The following is a 22,152-nucleotide window of genomic DNA, read 5'->3' on the forward strand; positions in this document are numbered from 1 at the left end:
CGCCGGCCGATGGAGGAGGCGGACGACGGATCGGCTAGTGCCGGTCGGCGGGGACGGGGGAGAGCCGGTAGCCGCCTCCGTGGGAGACGACACGGCCGGCGGTGGGCGGCGCGAAGTGAGTGCCCAGGACGAGGGTGTCCGTGTCGGCGAGGGAGCCGAGCAGCGCGCGCCGCGAGGCCTCGGACTGTTCGGGGTCGATGTCGACGCACGCGCCGATGGCGGGATGGGCGAGTTGTACGGGGTGGTGGATGCAGTCGCCGGTGATCAGCGCCGTCCGGCCGTGGGCGGCCAGCTCGACCGCGACGTGGCCGGGGGTGTGGCCGGGAGTGGGGAGCAGCCGCAGGTCCGGGGCGACCTCGACGCCCTCGGCGGGGACGTCGACGAGGTCGAACAACCCTGCCTCCTCCACCGGGAGTACGGAGTCCCGGAACATCTGCGCGCGAGCCTCCTCCATCTCGTACCCGGCCCAGAACTCCCGCTCGGTGCGGGAGGTGACGTAGCGGGCGTTGGGGAAGGTCGGCACCCACTGGCCGTTCATCGCACGCGTGTTCCAGCCGACGTGGTCGGCGTGCAGATGGGTGAGGATCACCAGGTCGATCGACTCCGGGGGGAATCCGGCGTCGGTGAGGCACCGGAGGTAGTCGGTGTTCAGGTCGTGCCAGGCTGCGTTGGCCCGCTCCTTGCCGTTGCCGATGCCGGTGTCCACCAGGATGCGCAGCTCACCGAGGGCGAACGCGAAGCTGTGGCTGTGGATGTGGAGGATGCCCTCCTCGTCGGCGAAGTGAGGACGCAGCCAGTCCTGTCCGGCGACGACGGTGGGGGTGGCGTCCGGCAGCAGCCACGGCCCGGTGGTGGGGGGCAGGAGGATCTCGTCGATGCGGTGGACGGTGACGTCGCCCACGGCCCAGGTGGGGACGGAGGTCGGGTGCATGGGCAGACTCCCTCTTAATGCAATCGGTTTGCTTTAAGTCACCGTAGGGTTCGGTGGACCACTAACGCAAACCTTTAGCTTTAGATCTTCGGGGTGCCTGCTCGGGGCCGTGGGGGTGCTCGCCGGGGTGCCTGGCGGCGTCCGGGTGTGCGTACGCGTGCGTATCGGGGCCCGGCAGGCTCGCCCGATCGGACATGACCCCTCTAGAAGCAATTTCTTTGCGTTAAGGTGTCCGGGTGAGCAGGCAGATGGTGCGCCCCGGTGGACGCAGCGCCCGGGTCCAGGCGTCGGTGCACGCCGCGGTGCGTGAACTCGCCGCGGAGGTGGGTCGGGATGCCATGACCGTGCCGTTGATCGCTCAGCGGGCGGGCGTGACGCCGTCGACGATCTACCGTCGCTGGGGTGACCTTCAGGAGCTGCTGTCGGACGTGGCGGTCGAGCGTCTGAGGCCCGACTCCGTGCCCACGGACCACGGCGACCTGCGGTCCGACCTGGCGGCCTGGGCCGAGCAGTTCTTCGACGAGATGTCCTCGCCGACCGGCCGTGCCTACATCCGCGACGCCCTCCTCGGCGATCCGGACGGCGGCAACCCCGGCCGGTGCTCCGCCTATGCCGCCGAGCAGATCGGAGTCATGCTCACCCGAGCGGCCGAACGCGATGAGGAGGCGCCGGCCGTCGAAACGGTCATCGATGGCGTCGTCGCGCCCCTGATGTACCGCATCCTCTTCCGCCCGCACGGGCTCGACGCCGGGTACGCGCGCCGGATCGTGGCGGCGGTCCTCGGCTCGACCGACAGCTGACCGGCCGACGCAGGGTGCCGTGCCGGGCGAAGGCGGCCCCGAGGCTCCGTCGCAACGCCGTTCGAGCGTCGGGGCCCGCGCCGACGACTGCCGACGCGCCCGATGTGCACGAGCGGGGGCGGCGGGGCGGACGGGGCCGAGGGGCAGCCGACGAGTGGCGACCGCGTCACCCGCGACCTCGCCCCCCGGGAGGCCGGCCGCCCCGCCCAGGACGGCCGACCGGCCGGATCACCGGCTCCGCGAAGGCGACGGGGCGCGCCGGCCGAACTTGGCCAGCCAGTCGGGGAAGGCTCCCAGCAGACCCTGGTAGAGCTCCTCGTCGGTCAGCTCCCGGGGGTCGGGGCCGGCGTGGAAGAACGCGGCGTTGTCCGCCTGGAGCTTGCGGAGGAAGTCGAAGCCCTTGGCCTCGTACTCCCCGAATGCCACGAACTGCCAGAAGAGCGGCTTGTCGGCGGCGTCCACGAGGGCCTGCTTGGCGGGCTGCCTGGCGTCGGGGGCGCCGTCCGTCTGGAAGACGACCAGTGCGGGGTCCTCGGAGCCGGACTTCGCATAGTGCTCGAGCACCTGCTCGACGGCACGGTGGTAGCTGGTCCTGCCCATGTGGCCGAAGCCGGCGTGCAGTTCGTCCACGCGCCCTTCGTAGTCGGTCAGGGAGAGCTCGCCGGTCCCGTCGACGTCGGTCGAGAAGAACACGACGTGGACGGACGCGGCCTCGTCCAGGTGTGCGGCGAGCGCCAGCGTCTGCTCGCCGAGCTGCTGTGCGCTGCCGTCCTTGTAGTACGGGCGCATGGAGCCCGACCGGTCCAGCACGAGGTACACACTGGCCCGGGCCCCGGTGGCGTTCGCGCCCTTCAGCGCGGCCCCGGCGGCCTTGTAGGCCCCGACGAGCCCGGCGGCGCGGGCCTTGAGGCGGGCGAGGGAATAGGCCGGCTTCCCCTCGGCGGCCGCCGGGGTGGGGGCGTCCCCACCCCCGGTGCTGTCGACCTCGACCTCGACCTCGACCGCGGCCGGCTCGGTCTCGGCCCCCCTCGAAGGGGCGTCCGGCTTCTCAGCCGGTGCAGCCGGGGTCTCCGGCGCCGCTCCGGCCCCGCCGGTGGTGGTCGTGGCGCCGGCAGCGGGCGGCTCCGCGGCGGCGTGGGCCGGGACGGCCTCGTCCCCGGACGGGGCGGAGTCGGCCTCTCCGGGGGCGGCGGCGTCCTCGGCTGCCGCTTCGGCTTCCGCCGCGGCGGGCGCCGGCTCCGCGTCGATCGTGGGGCCGGGCGGGGCGTCCGTCTCCGCCACGGGTTCCGCCGGGGCGGCGGAACCGGCGGCGTCCCCACCCCGGGCGGCCGTCGCCGTGGATTCGGCGGCGGGTTCCGTCCCGGGCGTGTCGGCGGGGGTCGGCTGGGCCTCCTCGGTGGCCGGCTGCGGGGCTTCTTCCGCGGCCGGGGCGGGGACTACCCCGGTCTCCGCCGGCGCTTCCCGGTTCTTCTCGTCCGTCGACGCGGAGGGTGTTTCGGCCTCCGGCAGGGTTCCGGCCCCCGGGGCGCCCGGCGTGGCGGAGGCGCCCGGAGTCTCCGTGGCGACGGCCTCTTCAGCGTCGGCCGGGACGTCCGCGCCCTCGGGCTGCGGCGGGGTGGGGGCGCCGGTGGCCGGTGTGTCGTCCCCGACGTGCGCGACGTCCTCGGTCGTCCCCGCGTGCTCGGACGCCGGTGCCTTTGCCGCCGGGGTGCCCGGCGCGTCCTCGACGGCGGCTTCCGACGTACCGCCCGCTGCCTCCGTTGCCTGAGCGGATCCGGGTGCGACCTGCTCGTCGGTGTCCGCGGCTGCCGCGGTGTCCGCCGTGGTCCCCGCGTCGCCCCCGCTCCCGGCTCCGGCTCCCTCGGACGCCTCGGGCGACCTCGGCGACGGCGCGGCCGTCGGGGACTTCGCCCCCGTCGCCGGGGCCTCCGGCTCGGTGGCGGTCTCGTGGGTGCGCGCCGACGGGATCGTCGGGCGGGGCGCCGGGGTGTCGAAGGCCGCCGACACCAGGTCGGCCGCCCGGTCCTCCGTGGAGGCGGGTGTGGCGCCGGGTGCCTCGGCCTGGGGCGGGACAGAGGTGGGCGCCGTCGTCGTCGTGGCCGATGACGATTCCATGCGCTCGCGTCCAAACACCTTGCGCAGCAAGCTCCGAATGCCCATGGGCGAGGCCTTTCGCGTGAATTGGGTGCGACTATTGTCCGGCAATGTCCGGTCCGGAGGCGGCAGCGCCGCATCCCTGGCCAGGGTTGGGACGTAAGGTTAGCGGCCGTCCGTTCTGCACAACCGGAACCCCCTCCCCCGTCAAGCCCACCTCCGTCGCCGCCCATTCACTCCGTGTTCATTCGCCGGCCGTCGCACGGAGCGGGTGCGCCCCTAGCGTCACGGCCGGAGACATTCCGACACCGTGTCGGCGCGGGCGCGCCGGGGAGGACGAGGAAGAAGTGCGCAAACTGCTTCCGCTGCTGGGGTCGAATCACGCGGGCGGTCGATCCGCCCTCACCTGCCGCTACCGCTGCGGCGATGCCTGCTTCCACGAGGTGCCGAACACCAGCGACAACGCGTACGTCGGCGACGTCATCGCCGGTGCGCTGTCGCGCCGTTCGGTGATGCGCGCCGCCGCGGTCGTGACCGTGGCCACGGCCGCGGGCGGCGCGGTCGTCGCCCAGGGCGCACCCGCCGCCCAGGCCGCCACCGCGGCCCGGCACGGCCACGGCAGCACCGGCGGCGGCGCCCGCGGCCTCCGCTACACGCCGGTTGCCCCCAACACCGCCGACCGGGTCAGCGTCCCCGACGGCTACACCCAGAACGTCGTGATCCGCTGGGGCGAGCCGATACTCCGCGGGGCTCCCGCCTTCGACGCCGACAGACAGACCGCTGCGGCACAGGCCGGGCAGTTCGGCTACAACAACGACTTCCTCAGCCTGCTCCCGCTGGCGGAGCACGGCCGCCAGCTCCTCGTGGCCAACCACGAGTACACGGACGAAGTCCTGATGTTCAAGGGGTACGACCCGGCCAACCCCACCCGTGAGCAGGTCGAGATCGCCTGGGCCGCGCACGGCCTCGGCGTCGTCGTGGTCCAGGAGGAGCGCAGGAGCGGCAAGCTCACCCCTGTCACCCGGCACCACCTCAACCGGCGTCTGACGGCGACGTCCGAGTTCAGGCTCACCGGCCCGGCCGCAGGCAGTGCGCTGCTGAAGACCTCGGCCGACCCGACCGGCACCAAGGTCCTCGGCACCCTCAACAACTGCTCCGGCGGCACCACTCCCTGGGGTACCACGTTGCACGGCGAGGAGAACTTCAACCAGTACTTCGCGAACGGCTCCAGCCCGACCGACAAGCGCTACGGCATCGGCAGCGGTGCCTCCGAGCGCAAGTGGGAGCGTTTCGACAAGCGCTTCGACGTGGCGCAGGAGCCGAACGAGCCGCACCGCTTCGGCTGGGTCGTCGAGCTCGACCCGTACGACCCCGACTCGACCCCCCGCAAGCGCACGGCCCTCGGGCGCTTCAAGCACGAGGCCGCGCAGCCGCGACTCACCCGTGACGGACGGCCCGTCGTCTACATGGGTGACGACGAGCGCTTCGACTACTTCTACAAGTTCGTCTCGTCGAAGCGGATGAAGAAGGGCAACTCGCGCGCGGCCCACGCGCACAACCTCACCCTCCTCGACGAGGGCACCCTCTACGTCGCCAAGCTCACCGGTGACAGCTCGGCCGAGATCGACGGCACCGGCAAGCTCCCGAACGACGGGGAGTTCGACGGCTCCGGTGTGTGGATCCCGCTGGCCACCGGCGACGTCTCGCATGTCGCGGGCATGACCGCCGACGAGGTGTACGTCTTCACCCGCCTCGCCGCGGACAAGGCCGGCGCGACCAAGATGGACCGGCCCGAGGACATCGAACCGAGTCCCCGCTCCGGTCGGGTCTACGTCGCGCTGACGAACAACACCGACCGCGGCAAGCCGGGCAAGGCACCCGCGGACGAGGCCAACCCGCGCAACCTCAACAAGCACGGCCAGATCCTGGAGCTCGCCGAGCACTGGGACGACCCGGCGAGCGACGGGTTCGCCTGGCGGCTGTTCCTCGTCGCCGGCGACCCGAGCGACCCGGCCACCTACTTCGCGGGCTTCCCGAAGGACAAGGTCAGCCCGATCTCCTGCCCGGACAATGTGGCCTTCGACCCGCACGGCAACCTGTGGATCTCCACCGACGGTTCCCAACTCGGCTCGCACGACGGCCTGTTCGGTGTGGCGACGCATGGCGATCGCCGCGGTGAGCTGAAGCAGTTCCTGACGGTTCCGACGGGCGCCGAGACCTGTGGACCGATCATCCAGGACCGAAGGGTGCTCGTCGCCGTCCAGCACCCCGGCGAGGTCGACGGCGCGTCCGTCGAGAAGCCCGCTTCGGTGTGGCCCGACGGGCCTGGCAAGATCGTCCGCCCGGCGGTTGTCGCCGTCTACCGCAAGGACGGACGCGACATCGGCGTCTGATGCCCGTGGGGGGCGGGCTTCACCGTGCGGGCCGGTGCCGCCGGCGCGCACGCCAACTGCTCCAGAGAACCCCACGGGCCCGGGCGCTCCCACCGGGCCCGTGGGGAGGGGCTCAGCCGGCGCCCACGGAGCCGCGGAACCGCAGGAACTGCTCGGCCGGATCGCCCGTGTACGACCACGGCGCCCGGGCGGCCCGGTCGCCCAGCATGAGGAACAGCCGACGGGCCACCTCGTGCTCCTCGGCGTAACAGGCGGCATGGACCAGGTAGTTGAGCTCGGCGACCTCCTCCGGAAGCACCGGTCCGCCCGCACGTCCGCCGATCCACCGGTCCCACGTGCGACGCACCTCGGTCACCGCGAGCTCGTGCTTCCAGTGCTGGCCGAAGTCACGGACCGGAGCCCGGCCCCGGGCCGCCTCGGCGACGTAGCGGAACTCCTCCACACGGGCGATCTGGACGAGCACCGGCAGCGGGGAGCCGGGCGGCGCCGCGCCCGCCGCGTCGCGGGCCAGGTCGTACATCGCGCCGTGCGTGCCGTGCCAGCGCGCCGACCAGTAGCGCAGCAGTTGTACGTGTCCTTCGATGTTGTCCGGGTCGCGGCGGCGCAACTCGTCCCACCAGCCGCGTAGTTCGCGGCGTCGGACGCCACCTTCGTAGAGCCGGGCCACCGTCAGCAGGGACACCCAGGGCATCGGGTCCCTCGGTGCGGCCTCCGCCGCTCCGAGACAACTCATCACCGCCACGTCGATCCGGCCGCGGTCGAGCGGTGCCCCCCGGCCCGCTGCGATGGCGCGGTCGAAGACGCGGACCACCTCGGTGGCGGCGCGCAGCACCGCGGCGTCCGGGTTGTCCGGCTCGGCGGCCCGCCAGGCCTCGACCGCCGACGAGCCCGCCGAGGCGTGCGAGAGCTGGCGCAGTCGGTGGGTGCGCCGCGGCCAGTCGGAACCCGTGGCGTGCAGCAGGTCCCGGACTCCCTGCCAGCGCCCGATCACGATGTCCTGGCGGGCCTCCGTGAGTGCGCGGTCCCCGAAGTCCGGGTCGAAGTCCGGCTCGAAACGGCGGCGAGCAGCCATGTCTGCCTGCTTTCTCGGTCAGAAGTCGGTGGCCATGGAGTCGCGGCTGGCGCCCGGCCGCGCTGCGGAGGCACCGGCGTACGGTTCCTCCACCTCCATCGCCCGGGACGCGTCGAGCTTCGCGGGACGGTAGTAGGCGCTGCCCTGCCGCCAGTACCAGAGCATCGGCACCAGCCCGACCGCCAGCCCGCCGAGGCCGATCGTGATGGCGGCGCGGCTCAAGTCGCCCAGTGAGGCGAAGAACGTCCAGAACATGAAGGCGGAGCCCAGCAGCGGCCACAGCCCGCCGAGAACGAAGTTCCCCACCGACGTCAGCAGCACCTTGCGGTAGGCGACGACCGCGGCGATCCCCGCCAGCCCGTAGTAGACCGCGATCTGCAGGCCGATCGCGCTGACCGCGTCCGCGACGATCTGCCCGACCGATCCGAGGGCGTTGGCGGCGACGAACATGACGAGGGCCACCGCGCCGACCACGGCGATCGCGACCCAGGGAGTGTTCCAGCGCCGGTGCACCGCACCGAGGGCGGGTGGCATCGTGCGGTCTCTGCCCATCGCGAACAGCGAGCGCGTGACTTGGAGCAGGGTGGTTTCCAGGGTGGCGACCGTCGACAGCAATACCGCGACGATCAGCAGCTTCCCGCCGACGCCCGGCCAGATCGCCTCGCCCAGCAAGCCGAGGACGTTGGCGTTGCCCGCCTCGATCTGCTCGGAGGTAAGGATGACGTTGACGGCGACCGTGAACGCCTCGAAGAGGAGGAAGACGACGCCCACGCCGACGAGGGCGGCGATTCCGGCGGTCCTGCGGCTGTTGCGGGTCTCTTCGCTGAGGTTGCTGGTGACGTCCCAGCCCCAGTAGTAGAACGCGGCGACCAAGGCGCCCGAGGCGAATCCGGAGGTTCCGTCGAAGTGTTCGAAGCCGAACCAGGACCAGTCGAAGGCTGCCGCGGCCCCCTTGTGCAGCAGTGCGGCGAGCAGGAAGAGCACCAGTAGCAGGACCTCCAGGCACGTCATCAAGAGCTGTGCCCGCACGGTCAGCCGGGCACCGCCGAGCACCACGAGGAGCATCAGGACGAACCAGCAGGCGCCCACGGCCGTGGCGAGCGCCGTGTTCGCCGCGAGGTCCGTGTCGAACAGAGCGAGCGTCATGGAGCCGGCCGGGAGCGAGCCGGCCACCATGAAGATGGTGGCGGAGACGACGAGGGCCCATCCGGAGAGAAAGCCCAGGAAGGGGTGGATGGTGCGGCCCACCCACGAGTAGCTGGCCCCGGCGTTCACGTCGATCCGGCCGAGGCGGCCGAAGGCCAGGACGATGCCCAGCATGGGTATCGCGCAGTAGAGCAACGCCGCGGGGCTGGCCAAACCGACGGCGCCCACCAGCACGGCGGTGGTCGCGGCGAGGGAGTAGGCCGGGGCGCTGCCCGCGACGGCCATCACGATCGTGTCGAAGGTGCCGAGGACGCCTGGCTGGAGCCCTCTGCCGGAGTTGCTGCTCATCGAAAGTCCTTGGGGGGCGGGGCAGGTGGCGATGGTTCACGGATCGTCCGCCGAGCTGAAGCGGTGCCTCCACACGCGGGAGACGGAGCGCATCGTAGTCGTCCCCCGTACTCTCGGTGGTATGGCGGATGACGAAGTGACCGTGGGGACGGCTGAGGGGACCGTGCGGGTCGACAGCTGGATCTGGTCGGTGCGGCTCACCAAGACCCGCTCGCAGGCGGCGTCGGCCTGCCGTGCCGGTCATGTGCGGGTCAACGGAGAGCGGGTCAAGCCGGCGCACGCGGTGAAGGCCGGGGACGAAGTGCGGCTGTTCCACGCGGGGCGGGAGCGGGTCGTGGTCGTCTCCCGCGTGCTGCGCAAGCGGGTGGGCGCACCGGCGGCCGTGCAGGCGTACGTGGACAACAGCCCGCCGCCCCCACCGCGCGAGTTCACGGCACCGACGGGAGTACGGGACCGGGGCGCCGGACGACCGACGAAGCGGGAGCGCCGGGAGTTGGACCGCCTGCACGGCAGGGGGTGATGGTTCGTCCGGGGCTCCGGGCACCCCCGGTGCGCAGGGCCGGCGGCAGGGTGCTCGGTCTTCCCCGGATGGCTGGGGCCGTGTCCGTCCCGGCTGCTCGCCGGGCGAAGCCCTCGCCCCCGCCGTCCGGCGGATGCCTCGTGGGGAGTGCCGCGGGCCGGTCTCCCGGGCAGGGTGTCGCCGAACGGTCCCCGCGGGAGGTCCGGTCCGGGTGGGGCCGGACAGCGGTTCTCAGGGGCCCGGCGAGGCGATGGCCCGGGCCGCCGCGACTTCCTGGCGCAGCGGTTCCAGGACGCCGGTCTCGTCGCCGCCCAGGTCCACCCGTACCCCGACGAGTTCCTCGCTCGAGCGGATGCCCTCGGCGAGGGCGTGCAACTGGCCGACGATCGCGGTCACCTCGCTGCGCGCCGGCGGTGCGGCACCGTGGTCGACGCGCACGCGGGCGGCGGTCGTCGCGTCCGCGATCCGCTCGACCGCAACGACGAGCGGCCACCACGCCGCGGCGCGCGTGCCGGTGGGCGGCGGTTCGGTGAGGGCCCGCTGGAATTCGGAGCGCACGGCCGACAGGTCCCGGTACAGCCGCCGCCTGGAGCGCACCCGCTCTCCTTGGTCGTCGAACGGACCGCGCTGCGTCCGCCCGTCCGTCCCGAAGGCGAGGGCGAGGTACCGCGCCGTGTCGTCCACGCTGTCCGCGAGCCGGTCACCGATCCGGCTGTGCCAACTCTCCGGCCAGAGCAGGTAGCCCGCCACCAGCACGATCGCGCACCCGATCAAACTGTCGACGAGCCGTGGCCGGATCAGGGCCGTGCCCCGCCCGCTCAGCAGATCGGACAGCAGCAGGATGACGGGGGTGATCGCCGCGGTCTGGAAGGCGTACCCCTTCGCGGAGAACGCCGGCACCAGCGCCGCCAGCACCATCATCACGGGCACGTCCCACCAGCCACGAGGCACCTCCGAGAGCACGGCGGCCGCCACGACCAGGCCCGCTACCGTGCCCAGGGCCCGCAGCACTGCCCGGGAGAAGACCGAGCCGAAGTCCGGCTTGAGGACGAAGGTCACGGTGAGCGCGACCCAGTACGAGCGGTCCACCACCACCAGTGAGACGAATGCCTGGGCGATGCCGATGCAGAGTGCGAGCCGCAGGCCGTAGCGCCAGGACGCCGCCGAGAGCAGCGCGTCACGGGTGGTGCGGCGGGCCCGGACGCGCAGGGCGGCGGGGCGGCCGAGCCGGTCGTCCAGGGTGTCGGGGCCGGGGTCCGCCTCCCGGACGACCACCGCCGCGTGCCGCAGGGCCTGGTCGACGGCCCGTCCGGAGGGGGTGTCCGCGGGCGGCAGGGGCGGGACGGCGGCGTCCGTTCGGGCCGCTTCCACGGCATCCGCCAGAACCCGCACCGCCGCCGGTACCGCGGCGGGCAGCGGGCGGCCCTGCTGGTGTGCGGCCGGGGCCGCCTCGACGAGCGGGATCACCACGTTGAGCTGGGCCAGCAGCCGCACGAGCGACGGATTGCGGCCGTGGTCACGGGTCCGGCGGGCCAGCACCAGGTCGTAGGAGGTGTTCAGGGAGTGGGTGACAGCCTGCCGTCGCTCGTCGTACGCGTCGCTGCCCGCCGCCGCCAGCAGGTCGGCCACCGCCCGGTAGGTGGCGGCCACCGCGGACCGTTCGGCCGCGCCGCCGCGCAGCGGCCAGCCCACGAGCGCCAGGGCGAGCACGACGAGACCACCGAGACCGAGCAGCAGCGGCGCCTTCCACCAGGGGCTGGGCATCGGCAGACCGGCGCCGACCACCGCGTTCAGCAGGAGCAGCAGCCCCGACACGGAGGCGACCGCGCCGATCGACGAGATCATCCCGGACACGAGTGCCACGAGGGTGAGCACGCCGACGGCGATCCAGCCCTCCCCGTACACGAGGGTGCCGAGGGTGACGCCGACGGCACCGAAGAGCTGCGGTACGGCGATGGTGAAGAACCGCATCCGGTACGCGTCGGCCGTGTCGCTGATGACACCCGACAGCGCACCCATCGACACCAGTGCCCCGTACTGCGGTTGGTGGACGGCGAAGCCGACCGCGAGCGGTGCGGACAGGGCGACGGAGGCGCGCACCACCGCGGCCCAGGGGATCGGCGCGGACTGCGGACGCAGCCCGGACACCAGCCAGGGCGGCGGCGTCATCCGTACACGGTCCACGAGGGTCACCCACTGTGCAGTGCGAGCTCGACGATCAGTGCGCGGTGGTCGGTACCCGTGAAGTCCAGGAACCGGACGCCGCGTACGGCGAAATCATCGCTCACGAGCACGTGGTCGATCTGCGTGCCCAGGGGGCGGGGGGCGGCGGAGGGCCATGACGGGGCCCGGGAGGCCCCGGCGAGCCGTGCGCTGTCGTGCAGTCCTCCGGCGTCGAGGACGCGGCGGAAGGCGGCGTGATCCTGGCCCGCGTTGAAGTCCCCGGCGAGGAGCGTCGGGACGCCCTCGGCACGGGCGGCGTACGCGCGTACTCCGGCCAGTTCCGTGCGCCAGGCCCCGATGCGACCGGGCACCGGCGGCAGCGGGTGGACCAGTTGCAGCCGGACGGTGCGCCCGCCGATCCGTGCTTCGGCCCCGGGCATGGCCAGCGCGCTCCGGATCCCCGCCGTGTTGCTCATCGGGTGCACCGAGAGGATCGCGGAGCCGACTGCGAGGTTCCCCTCGACGACGTTGCGGTACGGGTAGTCCCGCTGCGGCACCTGGGAGACCAGCGCGGCCGAACAGGTGCGGTCACATTCCTCGACGAAGACCAGATCGGGCTTCTCGCGCCGGATCGCGGCGACCAGGTCCCCCGTGGCACGCCCGAACTCCACGTTGGAGGTGAGCACTTCGAGGTGGGCGACGACGGGCCCGCGGTGGTCCGTGCGGTCCGGTCCGTACGGGCGGACGTACCAGGTGGTGACCGTCGCCGCGACGACCGCCCAGACCAGCAGGAAGCGGTTGCGGGCGACGGCCGCGAGTCCCAGGCCGACGGCGGCCGGTACCAGGAACCACGGCAGGAAGGCGAGGAACTGCGGGAACGGGGTGGGCCCGTCCGCGTCGGCGGCCCGGAAGCCGACGACGAGCGACACCGCGGCGAGTGCGGTGCCCGCCCCGCAGGCCGCGGCCCGCCGTCGGAACGGGGGCCGGCGGACCCGGGTGCCGGTGGTGTGGGCGTCCCCAAACGCGTGGTCGGGGGGTGGGGTGTAGGGCTCCATACCGGCGCAAACGGTCGGAGAGAGGGGAGAGTTCGTGGGAGTGGGGCGGCACTCGGCCGCGCCGGGTCCCCGGTCGGGTGTCAGTGGCGCACCGCCTGGCCGATCTCGGCCACGGGGGTGCCGGACAGATCGCGGTTGCTGTTCGCCGTGGCGGACTTGGTGCCGCCCGCGGGGACGTCGTCGACGTTCACGACGGTGGCGTCGAGGATGTTGCCGCTGCTGTCCTTCCAGTTGACCAGCACGGTGTAGTCCGCGGTATCCCCGGTGCTGTTGGTCGCCGTGATCTCGGTGGCGACGTGGTCGCCGTCGTCCTTCGTGGCACCGACCTTGACGTCGGCCTTGGCGTTGATGCCGCCCTTGATCTCGTTCACCTTGGCCGATGCGGAAGCCTTGATCTTGTCCACCTCGGCCGACGCCGATGCCACGAGCTCACCGGCCTTGGAGGTTGCCGAGTCCACGGCCTCCCCGGCCTTCGACGCGACCGACGCCGGTGTCTCATCACTGTTGGAGCAAGCCGTCATGCCGGCGGCGACCACGACGGCGGTCGCCGCACCCAGGACGGCTCTTCGTATGCCAGCAGGGCTCATAGGCCCAGCGTGCGCCCCGTTCCCGATTCCGGCCACTCGACGGGTCTGACCTGCTCGTTCCTGTGCAGGGGGTGCTCCTGGTCGGCCTTTGTGTGGATTTGTCCCCGCTCGTCCTCGCCCGGTCCCGTCCGGTTCCCGTCCCGCGAGGGGCGCAGGAGGCGGCCGTGGGCCAGGAAACAGGGTCAGGCGCGGACCTGCGAACCCGCCGGCGACGGGGCCAGTCCGCGCAGTGCCGTGATCAGCAGCTCGATGCCGAAGGCGAACTCCGCGTCGTGGTCCTGCACCGCGAGGATCGGCGCCACCTTGGCCACTGCCGGGAACCCCGAACCGGCGAAGTACGCGGTGCGCGCTTCCCGCGCGGCCTCCACCCCGGCCTCCTCTCCGTCGGAGGCGCCGGCAGCGGACGCGTGGGCCGTAGGGCCGTGGAACTCGCGCAGCAGCGAACCGATTTGGAAGGAGATGAAGAGCCGCAGGGCGTGCACGGCGGTCTCCTCGTCGAAGCCGTGGTCCAGCATCATCGCGAGCATGGTGTCGACCGGTGCGAGGGCCGTGGGCGTGGAGAGCTGACGCATGAGGACGAGCTCGCACGCCCGCGGATGGCGCAGCGACGCCTGCCGGAACGCATGGGAGATCGTGCGGATCCCGTCCTCCCACCCGCCCGTCATCCGCCGGGGCATCTTCATGTCGGTGGTGACGAACTCGGTGACCCCGTCGAGGATGTCGTCCTTGCTCCGCACGTGGTTGTAGAGGGACATGGCCTGGACCCCGAGGCGGGCGGCGATCCGCCGCATGGAGAGTCCGTCCACGCCGTCCTCGTCGATGATCACCAGTGCTGCCTCGACGATGCGCTGCCGGTTCAACGGTGCGCGAGGTCGGGGAAGTTCACGTCGTGATCGGTCGGCCATGGATGGCGGCTCCTCTTTCGGGTGGCTACGCGCGGTAACGCTTGACGACTTACAGCGTAGGTGCTTCTCTCCTGTTTCGTACTTACGGTGTAAGTGGCGTAACTGCTGTGGAGCAAGGGCGAGATGAGGGACGGGCGGCCCCGTACCACGAGGCCGCCCGCGTGGCCGCCCCCACGGAACGGAGCCAAGAGCTCCCGGACCGCCGGCGCCTCCACTCAGCACGGCCACCATCCTCTCCCAGCTCGGCCGCCTCGCGCCGGGTATCCCCCTGTGAGCAGAAGGCGCAGATGCCTGTGCGAACCATTCCCGTCCCCCAGCGGCGTTCCGCCATCACCATCCACCACCTTGACTGCGCCCCCATGCGCCCGCTCGGTTGCGACCCGCTCGTGGCGCACTGCCTGCTGGTCGTGACCGGGAGGGGGCTCGTGCTGGTCGACACCGGGCTGGGCGCGGCGGAAGTGTCCGATCCGCGGCGGCTCGGAGTGCTGTTCCGGCATGCGGTGCGGCCGGTTCTCGACCTGTCGCGCACGGCCGCCCACCAGGTCCGGGCCCTGGGCTACGACCCGTACGACGTCCGGGACATCGTGCTCACCCACCTCGACCTGGACCACGCGGGCGGCCTCGCCGACTTCCCGCACGCGCGGGTGCACGTGATGGCCGACGAGTACCGGGCGGCGATGCGCCGGGACACCCGGCTCGACGCGAGCCGCTACCTGCCCGCCCAGTGGGCCCACGGCGTCGACTGGGTCGTCCACGACACCGCGGACCACGACTGGATGGGATTCCCCGCCGCCCGGGTGCTGCGCGCCCCCGACATCCTGCTGGTCCCGATGCCCGGGCACACCCGAGGCCACAGCGCGGTCGCCGTCCAGGAGCCGGACCGTTGGCTGTTGCACGCGGGGGACGCCTACTTCTTCCGCGCCGAGGTCGACCTGCGGCGCCCCCGGTGCCCCCGGGCGCTGGCGTTCCACCAGCGACTGGTGGCGGACGACCACCACCAGCGGCTCCACCAGGTGGACCTGCTGAGGGACCTCCGGCGGGCGCACCCCCGAACGATCCGGATCTTCTCGTCCCACGACGCCCAGGAGTTCGAGCTGTTGGTGCACGGCGGCTGAGCGGGGCCGCCCGTACCGCGCGCGCCGCACCCGCGGGTGCCGTTCATCCACGTCGCCGGGGAAGGCGCCGGCGAGCGGCGCCTCGCACGTCCCGCCGCGCGTCGGAGCCGCCGAACGGTTCGGTCGTGTCCGACCGGGACGCGGCGTCTCGACCGGACGGGGCGTAGGGGGACGCCGTCGGTCCCGGGTGCGGTGCCCCGGGGCCGACGGCGTCCGCGGGACGCCGCCCCGCGGATCAGACCCTCGCCGTGGACCTCGTGATCGACAGCGCCCAGATGATGAACACCGAGACGGCCATCGAGAAGATCGCCCACACCGGTGCGTAGGGCAGGAACAGGAACTGGACGATGATGTTGAGTGCCGCCAGCGCGATACCCGTGTACCGGCCCCACACCATGTCCTTGAGGATCCCCCAGCCGGCGAACAGGGCGATGATCCCGATGATCAGGTGGATCCAGCCCCACGCCGTGAGGTTCATGGAGTAGACGTACGTGCCGACGCGCACGTAGACGTTGTCCTCGATGATCGCGGCGATGCCCTCGAAGATGCCGATCACGCCGACGACTATCAGCAGGATGCCGGCGAAGAGCGTGCCGCCTTCCGCCCAACTGCTCGCACTCGTTCCGGTACTCCGGGGTGCCTGCGGTGCTGTGTTCTGGCTCATGCAGCCAGCATGGGGCGAACGGTGCGCATCGGATATTTCAGTTGAGCCGTTCGAGGTACGCCCGCAGCGCTGCGTCGAACGCGTCGGGACGCTCCATGTTCGGCAGGTGCGCTGCGCCTTCGACGACGCACAGCGTCGAGTCGGGGAGTGCCGCGTGCATCGCCTCGGCGTCCGCGACCGGCGTGAAGGCGTCGTCCCGCCCGACGACCACGAGGGTCGGCACCGCCACCGTGGTGAGCAACTCCCGGTAGTCCGGACGCTCGGCCCGCCCGCGCAGGGCGGCCGCCGCGCCCTCGGGGGGCGCGGCCAGCATCATCCGGTGCACGGTCGCGGAGACCTCGGGGTTGTACGGGGCGACCATCATGTCCCGCACCTCGTCGGCGTACCCGCGCATGCCCTCCGCCAGCAGCCGGTCCGCCGCAGCGTTGCGTGCGGCCCTGCCCTCCGCGGTCTCGGCGGCGGGGAAGGTGTCGGCGAGGACGAGCCCGGTGATCCGCTCCGGGAAGAGGCGGTAGCACTCCATCGCGATCTGCCCGCCCATGGAGAGTCCGCCGAGGACGAACCGCTGCACCCCCAGGTGGTCGAGGAGGGCGAGCAGGTCGGTGGCGAAGTCGGCCAGGAGCGTGGTGCCCGGGACGACGGACGAGGCGCCGTAGCCCCGCAGGTCCGGGGCGATGACCCGGTGTGTCCGGGAGAGGGACGCGAGCTGCGGTGCCCACATCGTGCGGTCGAAGGGGTGGCCGTGGACGAGGACCAGGGCGGGACCGTGTCCCTCGTCCTCGTAGCCGGTGGTCAGGGAGTCGATGCGTGCTGTGGGCATGGCTCCGAGGCTAGGCACGCCAACTCCTCGGTGCAATAAGATCTTTGCTCTCGGTGCAATCGTGGGCGCGACGGGAGCGGGCGGGTGGCACAGGACTACAGGCGGTTGGCGGACGAGATCGCGGCCGCGGTCGCGGACGGGCGGCTGAAGCCCGGCGACCGGCTGCCGCCGCAGCGCACCTACGCCCGGCGCCGCCGGATCGCCGTCTCCACGGCGATCCGGGTGTACGGAGAGTTGGTGCGGCGCGGACTGGTCGTGGGAGAGGTGGGGCGGGGCACGTTCGTACGGGCGGCACCCCCGCCGCCCGGGTCCGCACTGATCGAATCGGCCGGTGGGGCGACGGTCGACCTACAGCTCAACTACCCGGTGGCAGAAGGCCAGTCAGAACTGATGGCCCGCGAACTCCGCTCCCTGGCACGCCCCGACGTGCTGGGTGGGACGACCGGACCCGCGGCTCCGGAAGGGACCGACGGGGCGCGCCGCGCCGCGGCCGGCGTGCTCGCCAGGAGCGGCTGGTCCCCGGACCCCGACCGGTTGCTCTTCGCCGGCAACGGCCGCCAGGCACTCGCGGGTGCGATCGCCTCGCTGGTGCCGCCCGGAGGCCGGCTCGGAGTCGAGGCTCTGACGTACCCGCTGGTCAAGATGGTCGCGGAGCGGTTGGGGGCCCGCCTGGTCCCGATCGCCCTGGACGAGGAGGGCGTCCGACCGGAAGCGCTGGTCGCCGCACACCGGGCGACCCCGCTCGCTGCCCTCTACGTGCAGCCGACCCTGCACAATCCGTTGACCCTGACGGCGGGTGACGCCCGGCGGGCACAGTTGGCGGAGGCGATCCACACGTGCGGGCTGACCGCGATCGAAGACACCACCTGGGCCTTCCTCGCACCGGATGCGCCCGCCCCGCTGGCCGCGTACGCCCCTGAGCGGACGCTGCTGGTGGACAGCCTCTCCAAGCGGCTGGCACCAGGACTGACCGTGGGATACCTCGTCCCGCCCGCCGGGCACCGGGAAACCCTGGCGCAGGCCCTGCGATCGGGTGCCTGGACGGCAGCGGGATTCGCCTCGGCAGCGGCGCTGCGGTGGAGCGAGAGCGGAGTCGTGGCCGAAGTGGCCGGGTGGAAGCGCACCGACGCGGAGCTGCGGCAAGAGCTGGTGCGCCGGGCTCTGGACGGTTTCGACGTCCGCACCGATCCCCGCTCCTACTTCTGCTGGTGGCGGCTGCCCAAGTGCTGGCGGGCGGAGGCGTTCGTCGCTGCCGCGGCGCAGGAGGGGGTGGCGGTGACTCCCGGTTCGGCCTTCGCGGTCGGTGCGCACGCCGCACCGGACGCCGTCCGCGTGGGCCTGGCCTCACCGTCGCACCGGGAGCTGGCGCAGGCCCTGGACCGGCTCGCGGCACTGGCGGCCCGTCCGCGCACCGGCTGACGGCGGACGCACGGTCGGCGGACCCGAGTGTGCGCCGCGGCCCGGGCGAGTCGACCCGCGCGCCCCACCGACCGTGCTCGTGGCCGCGCAGCCCTCCCCCGTGGGCCTCCTGATCCATTTGACCGCTCGGCCGTACGGGTGTCCGCTGGGGGAACGGAGTAGCGGAGGAGCGGAAGGAGCTCTGCCATGGCTGCCCACGCCGCCGTGCCCGCACGGCACCACGGATCCCTCGGCATCGCGGTACCTGTCGTACTCGGTGCGGTCTACGGCCTCTACACGTCCTTCATGGCCCGGACGGCCGGGGATTCGGCCGGTGCGCAGTTCGCCATCGGACTCATCTCCTGCGTCGCCCTGGCCGGGCTCTGCTTCGCCCTCGGACGCTTCCAGCACATCCTGCCCAAAGAGCTCCGCGCGGCGGCGTACGCGGCTCTGGTCGGGATAGCGGTCGGCTATCTGAACAGTCTGTCCGGAGACAGCATCCTCACCTCGATCGTGCTGTCCGTGATCATCGCGGCGGCGACCTTCTGCGTGGTGTTCTACGCCGTCTACGTCCACGAGGAGCCGGCCAGGGACTGACCCGGCGCTCTCCCCTTCCACGGCCACCGCCCTTCCACGGCCACCGCGCCGCAAGGTGGTCCGCCACCTGCTCGACGTGCTCTTGCCGTCCGCCCGCCTCCTCGCCCTCCACGCGCACTCCTTGCGCGTCCGTACCGGCGGGAGGCCCGGCGTCGTCGGGGACGGCCCGACCGCGCCGGTCCGGACGGGAAGCGCGATCCACGTGGGCCCGCGGTACCGGAGTCGGAGTGCCGGCCCGAGCCCCGCGGTTCTCCTCCGGCGTGCCCGTGGGCGCCCTTCGCCCTCGCGGCTCGACGGACGTCAGGCGGACCCGGACCCGGCCGTGCTCACTCGTCGGGGACCGTGCCCCGCACGACCACCACCGGGCACGGCGCGTGCAGGGTGACGTGCAGCCCGACCGACCCCAGCATCGCCGCCTTGAAACCGCTGTAGCCGCGATCGCCGATGACCAGCAGGGAGGCGCCCTCCGCACGGTCCAGCAGCACCTGGGCGGCGTTCCCGACGAGGACCGTGCGGGTGACGGCGGCCGCGGCCTCGGTGCCCAGGACCCTCTCCAGGGCGTCGGCCTGGTGCTGCCGGGCGGCCTGCGCCGGGTCGAAATCGGTGGGCATGCCCGGAACCATGGAGCCCCAGCCCGACTTGGGGTACTCCCAGGTGGTGACGGCCTCCAACGAGTCGCCGGTCAGCTGCGCCTGCCGGGCTGCCCAGCCCAGCGCGTTGAGCGAGCTGTCCGAGCCGTCGACGCCCACGACGATCCTGCCCATCCTGCCTCCCGGTCCTAGGGGCTCCGTAGCTGACACAAACCCTACGCACAAAGAGGGGGAACGGACCGGGTGGGCGGTGGCCGGACGGAACCGGCGGTCGGGCGCGCGGGGGACGGGGCGCCGCCCGGTCGCAGGGCCGCCGGCTGCTGCTCGAACGGCACGACTCCGACGGGCGCCTCGGCGGTGGCCGGCCGGGCGGACATCACATCGGCGGGCTCGCTCCCGCCTGCGGATGCGCGACGGCGGGCCGTCCGCGTGTACGTCGCCGCCCGACATCGCGGCGAGGTGCGGACTGCCCTCCCGGTCGACACCGTCCTCCCTCCACGGCTCGCTGAGGAGCGCGTCGTCCTCGACGGCGAGCGGGGTGCCCCGGCGGATGCCCTGCCCGAACCACGGGTCACCTCCCGTGGAGGGCCGCGCCCACTCCTCTTCCGCCCTTACGCTGGAGCGGTCCCACCCACCCCACCAGCCCGAGGAGTGCCGATGAGCGAGAGCGAGCGCTGGAAGGAGCGCGGTGTCGCCCTGCGCGTCTTCGTCTACGTCTTCGCCACCCACGCCTTCGCGGGCTTCGTCTGGCTGCTCTTCTACGTGGGGGAGCACGCGGGTAAGTGAGCGCGCGGGTGCCCCGCGGTTCACCGGTGTCCGGGCCCGGGGCGGGCTGGCGGCCGGAGCACTGCAGGGGGCGGCCACGCGTCCCGTCCCGTGTGACCGTCCCCACGTGACCGGGTGCAGGTGGGAACGCATGTGCGGAGGTGCGAACAGTAGAGTTCCCGCCGTGAGCCCCGACCCCCGCCCGACCAGGCCCCCCGTCACCGTCGCCGGGATCGGTGCCGACGGCTGGGACGGGCTGCCCGAAGCGACTCGTGCCGCCCTCCTCGACGCGGAGGTGCTCATCGGTGGCGAGCGCCAGCTCGCTCTGCTGCCCCCCGAGTGCGCGGGCGACCGGATCCCCTGGCCGTCGCCGCTGCGCCCCGCCGTACCCCGGCTCCTTCGGGCCCACCGGGGACGCCGCCTCGCAGTGCTCGCGAGTGGCGACCCCATGTTCTACGGCATCGGGCGCACCCTCACTGAGGTGGCGGGGCCGGAGGTCTTGCGGATCCTGCCGCATCCGTCGTCCGTGTCGTACGCCTGCGCACGGCTCGGCTGGCCGCTGGAGGACACCGATACCGTCACCCTCGTCGGTCGGCCGCTCGACGTGCTCACCGCCGCGCTGCACCAGGGGCGACGGCTGCTGGTACTCAGCGCGGGCGCGGACACCCCGGGCCGGGTGGCGGGCCTGCTCACCGCACGGGGGTTCGGCCCGAGCCGGATGCGCGTCCTGGAACAGCTCGGGGCCCCGCACGAACGCACCCTGGACGGCACCGCCGACGCCTGGGACCACGGGCCGGGCGACCCGCTCAATGTGATCGCCGTCGAATGCGCCCGCGAGCCCGGAGCGCCTCGGCTGGCCGCCGTACCCGGGCTCCCGGACGACGCGTACGAGCACGACGGCCAGCTCACCAAGCGCCACGTCCGCGCCGCGACCCTGGCCGCCCTCGCCCCTGCACCGGGGGAGCTGCTGTGGGACGTGGGCGGGGGCTCCGGGTCGATCGCGATCGAGTGGATGCGGACGCACCGGACGTGCCGTGCGGTCAGCGTCGAGCGCGACGCGGTGCGCGCGGACCGCATCGCCCGCAACGCACGGGCCCTCGGTGTGCCCGGCCTGCGGGTCGTCACCGCCGCCGCCCCCGGCGGACTCGCCGGACTCCCCGTTCCCGACGCGGTGTTCATCGGCGGTGGCCTCACCGCGCCGGGCCTCCTGGACGCGTGCTGGGACGCCCTGCCCCCGGCCGGACGGTTGGTCGCCAACACGGTCACCCTGGAGTCCGAGGCCCTGCTCGCCGAGCGCCACCGGCGGCACGGCGGCGAGCTGGTGCGGCTCGCGGTGGCGCACGCCGTCCCGGTCGGCGGCTTCACCGGCTGGCGCCAGGCGATGCCGGTCACCCAATGGTCCGTCACCAAGTCCCCTGCAGGAGATCCCTCATGACCGTGTACTTCATCGGCGCGGGCCCCGGCGCCGCCGACCTGATCACTGTGCGCGGGGCACGGACCCTCGCGAGGTGCGGGGTCTGTCTCTACGCGGGCTCGCTCGTCCCGCGGGACCTGCTGGCCGAATGCCCGCCGGGCGCCCGCCTCATCGACACGGCCCCGCTCGACCTGGACCGGATCATCGCGGAGATCGTCCGTGCCCACGAGGCCGGCGACGACGTGGCCCGGCTCCACTCCGGTGACCCGTCGGTCTTCAGCGCGGTGGCGGAGCAGATGCGACGGTTGGACGCGGTCGGGATCCCGTACGAGGTGGTGCCGGGGGTCCCGGCCTTCGCGGCGGCCGCGGCGGCGCTCAAGCGGGAACTGACGGTGCCGACCGTCGGCCAGACGGTGATCCTCACACGCATCGCGCAGCAGGCCACCCCCATGCCCGAGGGCGAGGAGCTCGCCACGCTGGGACGCAGTGGCGCGCTGCTCGTGCTGCACCTGGCAGCCCGCTACGTCGACCGGGTCGTCGGGGAACTGCTGCCGCACTACGGGGCGGACTGCCCCGCGGCCGTGGTGGCCATGGCCAGTAGGCCGGACGAGGTGGTCCTCAGGGGCACGCTCGAGGACATCGCGGAGCAGACGAAGGCCGCCGGGATCACGAAGACGGCGGTGATCATCGTGGGCCGCACGCTGGCGGCGTCGCAGTTCCGGGACAGCCACCTGTACGACCCGGCGCGCGAGCGACACCTGTGTTGAGCTGCTGG

General features: G+C 72.9%; 20 protein-coding genes. 9 read left to right on the forward strand and 11 right to left on the reverse strand.

The features are described 5' to 3' along the window. Positions 1 to 34: 34 nt before the first annotated feature. Positions 35 to 931: an MBL fold metallo-hydrolase gene (locus tag ACFXOM_RS15815; RefSeq protein WP_385038165.1), complete on the reverse strand. Its 897-nt coding sequence runs from the start codon at positions 929 to 931 to the stop codon at positions 35 to 37. Between the two features lie 248 nt (positions 932 to 1,179). On the opposite strand from ACFXOM_RS15815, the gene ACFXOM_RS15820 reads away from it, so the two are divergent. Further along, positions 1,180 to 1,731, forward strand: a complete 552-nt coding sequence (locus ACFXOM_RS15820) for a TetR/AcrR family transcriptional regulator (RefSeq protein WP_384929677.1) — start codon at positions 1,180 to 1,182, stop codon at positions 1,729 to 1,731. A 228-nt stretch (positions 1,732 to 1,959) separates the two neighbouring features. Here ACFXOM_RS15820 and ACFXOM_RS15825 read toward each other — a convergent pair whose 3' ends face one another. Continuing rightward, entirely contained in the window at positions 1,960 to 3,846 is a 1,887-nt protein-coding gene (locus tag ACFXOM_RS15825) for a VWA domain-containing protein (protein WP_384929309.1), read from the reverse strand. Positions 3,847 to 4,172: 326 nt separating this feature from the next. Here ACFXOM_RS15825 and ACFXOM_RS15830 point away from each other — a divergent pair, with 326 nt between their 5' ends. Next, positions 4,173 to 6,218, forward strand: a complete 2,046-nt coding sequence (locus ACFXOM_RS15830) for a PhoX family protein (RefSeq protein ID WP_385038167.1) — start codon at positions 4,173 to 4,175, stop codon at positions 6,216 to 6,218. 112 nt (positions 6,219 to 6,330) lie between these two features. On the opposite strand, the gene ACFXOM_RS15835 is transcribed toward ACFXOM_RS15830, so the two are convergent. Both ACFXOM_RS15835 and ACFXOM_RS15840 read right to left on the reverse strand, forming a co-directional pair. Then, positions 6,331 to 7,290 carry a hypothetical protein gene (locus ACFXOM_RS15835; RefSeq protein ID WP_384929304.1) on the reverse strand — a complete coding sequence of 320 codons (960 nt, stop codon included), beginning with the start codon at positions 7,288 to 7,290 and terminating at the stop codon, positions 6,331 to 6,333. A gap of 18 nt (positions 7,291 to 7,308) precedes the next feature. Continuing rightward, the gene (locus tag ACFXOM_RS15840; RefSeq protein ID WP_384929301.1) at positions 7,309 to 8,784 is read right to left on the reverse strand and encodes an APC family permease; all 1,476 of its coding nucleotides are present in this window, start codon (positions 8,782 to 8,784) and stop codon (positions 7,309 to 7,311) included. Between the two features lie 121 nt (positions 8,785 to 8,905). Here ACFXOM_RS15840 and ACFXOM_RS15845 point away from each other — a divergent pair, with 121 nt between their 5' ends. Then, entirely contained in the window at positions 8,906 to 9,304 is a 399-nt protein-coding gene (locus ACFXOM_RS15845; protein ID WP_384929300.1) for an RNA-binding S4 domain-containing protein, read from the forward strand. Between the two features lie 231 nt (positions 9,305 to 9,535). Here the strand turns inward: ACFXOM_RS15845 and ACFXOM_RS15850 are convergent, their stop codons facing one another. The 4 genes from ACFXOM_RS15850 to ACFXOM_RS15865 all read right to left on the reverse strand — a co-directional run bounded on the left by ACFXOM_RS15850 (position 9,536) and on the right by ACFXOM_RS15865 (position 14,014). Next, the gene (locus ACFXOM_RS15850) at positions 9,536 to 11,473 is read right to left on the reverse strand and encodes an FUSC family protein (RefSeq protein WP_384929297.1); all 1,938 of its coding nucleotides are present in this window, start codon (positions 11,471 to 11,473) and stop codon (positions 9,536 to 9,538) included. Positions 11,474 to 11,493: 20 nt separating this feature from the next. Continuing rightward, positions 11,494 to 12,522 (reverse strand): endonuclease/exonuclease/phosphatase family protein, encoded by a 1,029-nt coding sequence (locus ACFXOM_RS15855; protein WP_385038170.1) that lies wholly within the window; start codon positions 12,520 to 12,522, stop codon positions 11,494 to 11,496. An 80-nt stretch (positions 12,523 to 12,602) separates the two neighbouring features. Next, positions 12,603 to 13,109: a hypothetical protein gene (locus ACFXOM_RS15860; RefSeq protein ID WP_384929292.1), complete on the reverse strand. Its 507-nt coding sequence runs from the start codon at positions 13,107 to 13,109 to the stop codon at positions 12,603 to 12,605. Positions 13,110 to 13,291: 182 nt separating this feature from the next. Beyond that, positions 13,292 to 14,014 (reverse strand): TetR/AcrR family transcriptional regulator C-terminal domain-containing protein, encoded by a 723-nt coding sequence (locus ACFXOM_RS15865; RefSeq protein ID WP_384929289.1) that lies wholly within the window; start codon positions 14,012 to 14,014, stop codon positions 13,292 to 13,294. A gap of 287 nt (positions 14,015 to 14,301) precedes the next feature. Here ACFXOM_RS15865 and ACFXOM_RS15870 point away from each other — a divergent pair, with 287 nt between their 5' ends. Beyond that, positions 14,302 to 15,129 carry an MBL fold metallo-hydrolase gene (locus ACFXOM_RS15870; protein WP_385038173.1) on the forward strand — a complete coding sequence of 276 codons (828 nt, stop codon included), beginning with the start codon at positions 14,302 to 14,304 and terminating at the stop codon, positions 15,127 to 15,129. 235 nt (positions 15,130 to 15,364) lie between these two features. Here the strand turns inward: ACFXOM_RS15870 and ACFXOM_RS15875 are convergent, their stop codons facing one another. Then, positions 15,365 to 15,793, reverse strand: a complete 429-nt coding sequence (locus tag ACFXOM_RS15875) for a hypothetical protein (protein WP_384929282.1) — start codon at positions 15,791 to 15,793, stop codon at positions 15,365 to 15,367. 37 nt (positions 15,794 to 15,830) lie between these two features. Then, positions 15,831 to 16,613 (reverse strand): alpha/beta fold hydrolase, encoded by a 783-nt coding sequence (locus tag ACFXOM_RS15880; protein WP_384929279.1) that lies wholly within the window; start codon positions 16,611 to 16,613, stop codon positions 15,831 to 15,833. 84 nt (positions 16,614 to 16,697) lie between these two features. Here ACFXOM_RS15880 and ACFXOM_RS15885 point away from each other — a divergent pair, with 84 nt between their 5' ends. Both ACFXOM_RS15885 and ACFXOM_RS15890 read left to right on the forward strand, forming a co-directional pair. Next, positions 16,698 to 18,032, forward strand: a complete 1,335-nt coding sequence (locus ACFXOM_RS15885) for a PLP-dependent aminotransferase family protein (RefSeq protein ID WP_385038176.1) — start codon at positions 16,698 to 16,700, stop codon at positions 18,030 to 18,032. 186 nt (positions 18,033 to 18,218) lie between these two features. Beyond that, on the forward strand, positions 18,219 to 18,608 hold the full coding sequence (locus ACFXOM_RS15890; protein WP_384929275.1) for a hypothetical protein: 390 nt from the start codon (positions 18,219 to 18,221) through the stop codon (positions 18,606 to 18,608). Between the two features lie 326 nt (positions 18,609 to 18,934). Here ACFXOM_RS15890 and ACFXOM_RS15895 read toward each other — a convergent pair whose 3' ends face one another. Continuing rightward, positions 18,935 to 19,372, reverse strand: coding sequence for a universal stress protein (locus tag ACFXOM_RS15895; protein WP_384929273.1), 438 nt, complete (start codon positions 19,370 to 19,372; stop codon positions 18,935 to 18,937). A gap of 483 nt (positions 19,373 to 19,855) precedes the next feature. On the opposite strand from ACFXOM_RS15895, the gene ACFXOM_RS15900 reads away from it, so the two are divergent. From ACFXOM_RS15900 to cobM, 3 genes are all read left to right on the forward strand, one after another. Further along, positions 19,856 to 19,984 (forward strand): DUF6126 family protein, encoded by a 129-nt coding sequence (locus ACFXOM_RS15900; protein WP_384929270.1) that lies wholly within the window; start codon positions 19,856 to 19,858, stop codon positions 19,982 to 19,984. A gap of 163 nt (positions 19,985 to 20,147) precedes the next feature. Further along, entirely contained in the window at positions 20,148 to 21,398 is a 1,251-nt protein-coding gene (gene cbiE / locus ACFXOM_RS15905) for a precorrin-6y C5,15-methyltransferase (decarboxylating) subunit CbiE (protein ID WP_384929268.1), read from the forward strand. Further along, positions 21,395 to 22,144: a precorrin-4 C(11)-methyltransferase gene (gene cobM, locus ACFXOM_RS15910; protein WP_384944065.1), complete on the forward strand. Its 750-nt coding sequence runs from the start codon at positions 21,395 to 21,397 to the stop codon at positions 22,142 to 22,144. Before cbiE ends, cobM begins: the two co-directional genes overlap by 4 nt. Positions 22,145 to 22,152: the final 8 nt, after the last annotated feature.

The sequence above is a fragment of the Streptomyces sp. NPDC059169 genome (assembly GCF_042755225.1).
Lineage (GTDB): Bacteria > Actinomycetota > Actinomycetes > Streptomycetales > Streptomycetaceae > Streptomyces.

What these genes read in the sequence shown, in the direction of transcription:
- ACFXOM_RS15815 (WP_385038165.1), bottom strand. Translation starts at nt 931, where the DNA reads ATGCACCCGACCTCCGTCCCCACCTGGGCCGTGGGCGACGTCACCGTC.
- ACFXOM_RS15820 (WP_384929677.1), top strand. Translation starts at nt 1,180, where the DNA reads ATGGTGCGCCCCGGTGGACGCAGCGCCCGGGTCCAGGCGTCGGTGCAC.
- ACFXOM_RS15825 (WP_384929309.1), bottom strand. Translation starts at nt 3,846, where the DNA reads ATGGAATCGTCATCGGCCACGACGACGACGGCGCCCACCTCTGTCCCG.
- ACFXOM_RS15835 (WP_384929304.1), bottom strand. Translation starts at nt 7,290, where the DNA reads ATGGCTGCTCGCCGCCGTTTCGAGCCGGACTTCGACCCGGACTTCGGG.
- ACFXOM_RS15840 (WP_384929301.1), bottom strand. Translation starts at nt 8,784, where the DNA reads ATGAGCAGCAACTCCGGCAGAGGGCTCCAGCCAGGCGTCCTCGGCACC.
- ACFXOM_RS15845 (WP_384929300.1), top strand. Translation starts at nt 8,906, where the DNA reads ATGGCGGATGACGAAGTGACCGTGGGGACGGCTGAGGGGACCGTGCGG.
- ACFXOM_RS15850 (WP_384929297.1), bottom strand. Translation starts at nt 11,473, where the DNA reads ATGACGCCGCCGCCCTGGCTGGTGTCCGGGCTGCGTCCGCAGTCCGCG.
- ACFXOM_RS15855 (WP_385038170.1), bottom strand. Translation starts at nt 12,522, where the DNA reads ATGGAGCCCTACACCCCACCCCCCGACCACGCGTTTGGGGACGCCCAC.
- ACFXOM_RS15860 (WP_384929292.1), bottom strand. Translation starts at nt 13,109, where the DNA reads ATGAGCCCTGCTGGCATACGAAGAGCCGTCCTGGGTGCGGCGACCGCC.
- ACFXOM_RS15865 (WP_384929289.1), bottom strand. Translation starts at nt 14,014, where the DNA reads ATGGCCGACCGATCACGACGTGAACTTCCCCGACCTCGCGCACCGTTG.
- ACFXOM_RS15870 (WP_385038173.1), top strand. Translation starts at nt 14,302, where the DNA reads ATGCCTGTGCGAACCATTCCCGTCCCCCAGCGGCGTTCCGCCATCACC.
- ACFXOM_RS15875 (WP_384929282.1), bottom strand. Translation starts at nt 15,793, where the DNA reads ATGAGCCAGAACACAGCACCGCAGGCACCCCGGAGTACCGGAACGAGT.
- ACFXOM_RS15880 (WP_384929279.1), bottom strand. Translation starts at nt 16,613, where the DNA reads ATGCCCACAGCACGCATCGACTCCCTGACCACCGGCTACGAGGACGAG.
- ACFXOM_RS15890 (WP_384929275.1), top strand. Translation starts at nt 18,219, where the DNA reads ATGGCTGCCCACGCCGCCGTGCCCGCACGGCACCACGGATCCCTCGGC.
- ACFXOM_RS15895 (WP_384929273.1), bottom strand. Translation starts at nt 19,372, where the DNA reads ATGGGCAGGATCGTCGTGGGCGTCGACGGCTCGGACAGCTCGCTCAAC.
- ACFXOM_RS15900 (WP_384929270.1), top strand. Translation starts at nt 19,856, where the DNA reads ATGAGCGAGAGCGAGCGCTGGAAGGAGCGCGGTGTCGCCCTGCGCGTC.
- cobM (WP_384944065.1), top strand. Translation starts at nt 21,395, where the DNA reads ATGACCGTGTACTTCATCGGCGCGGGCCCCGGCGCCGCCGACCTGATC.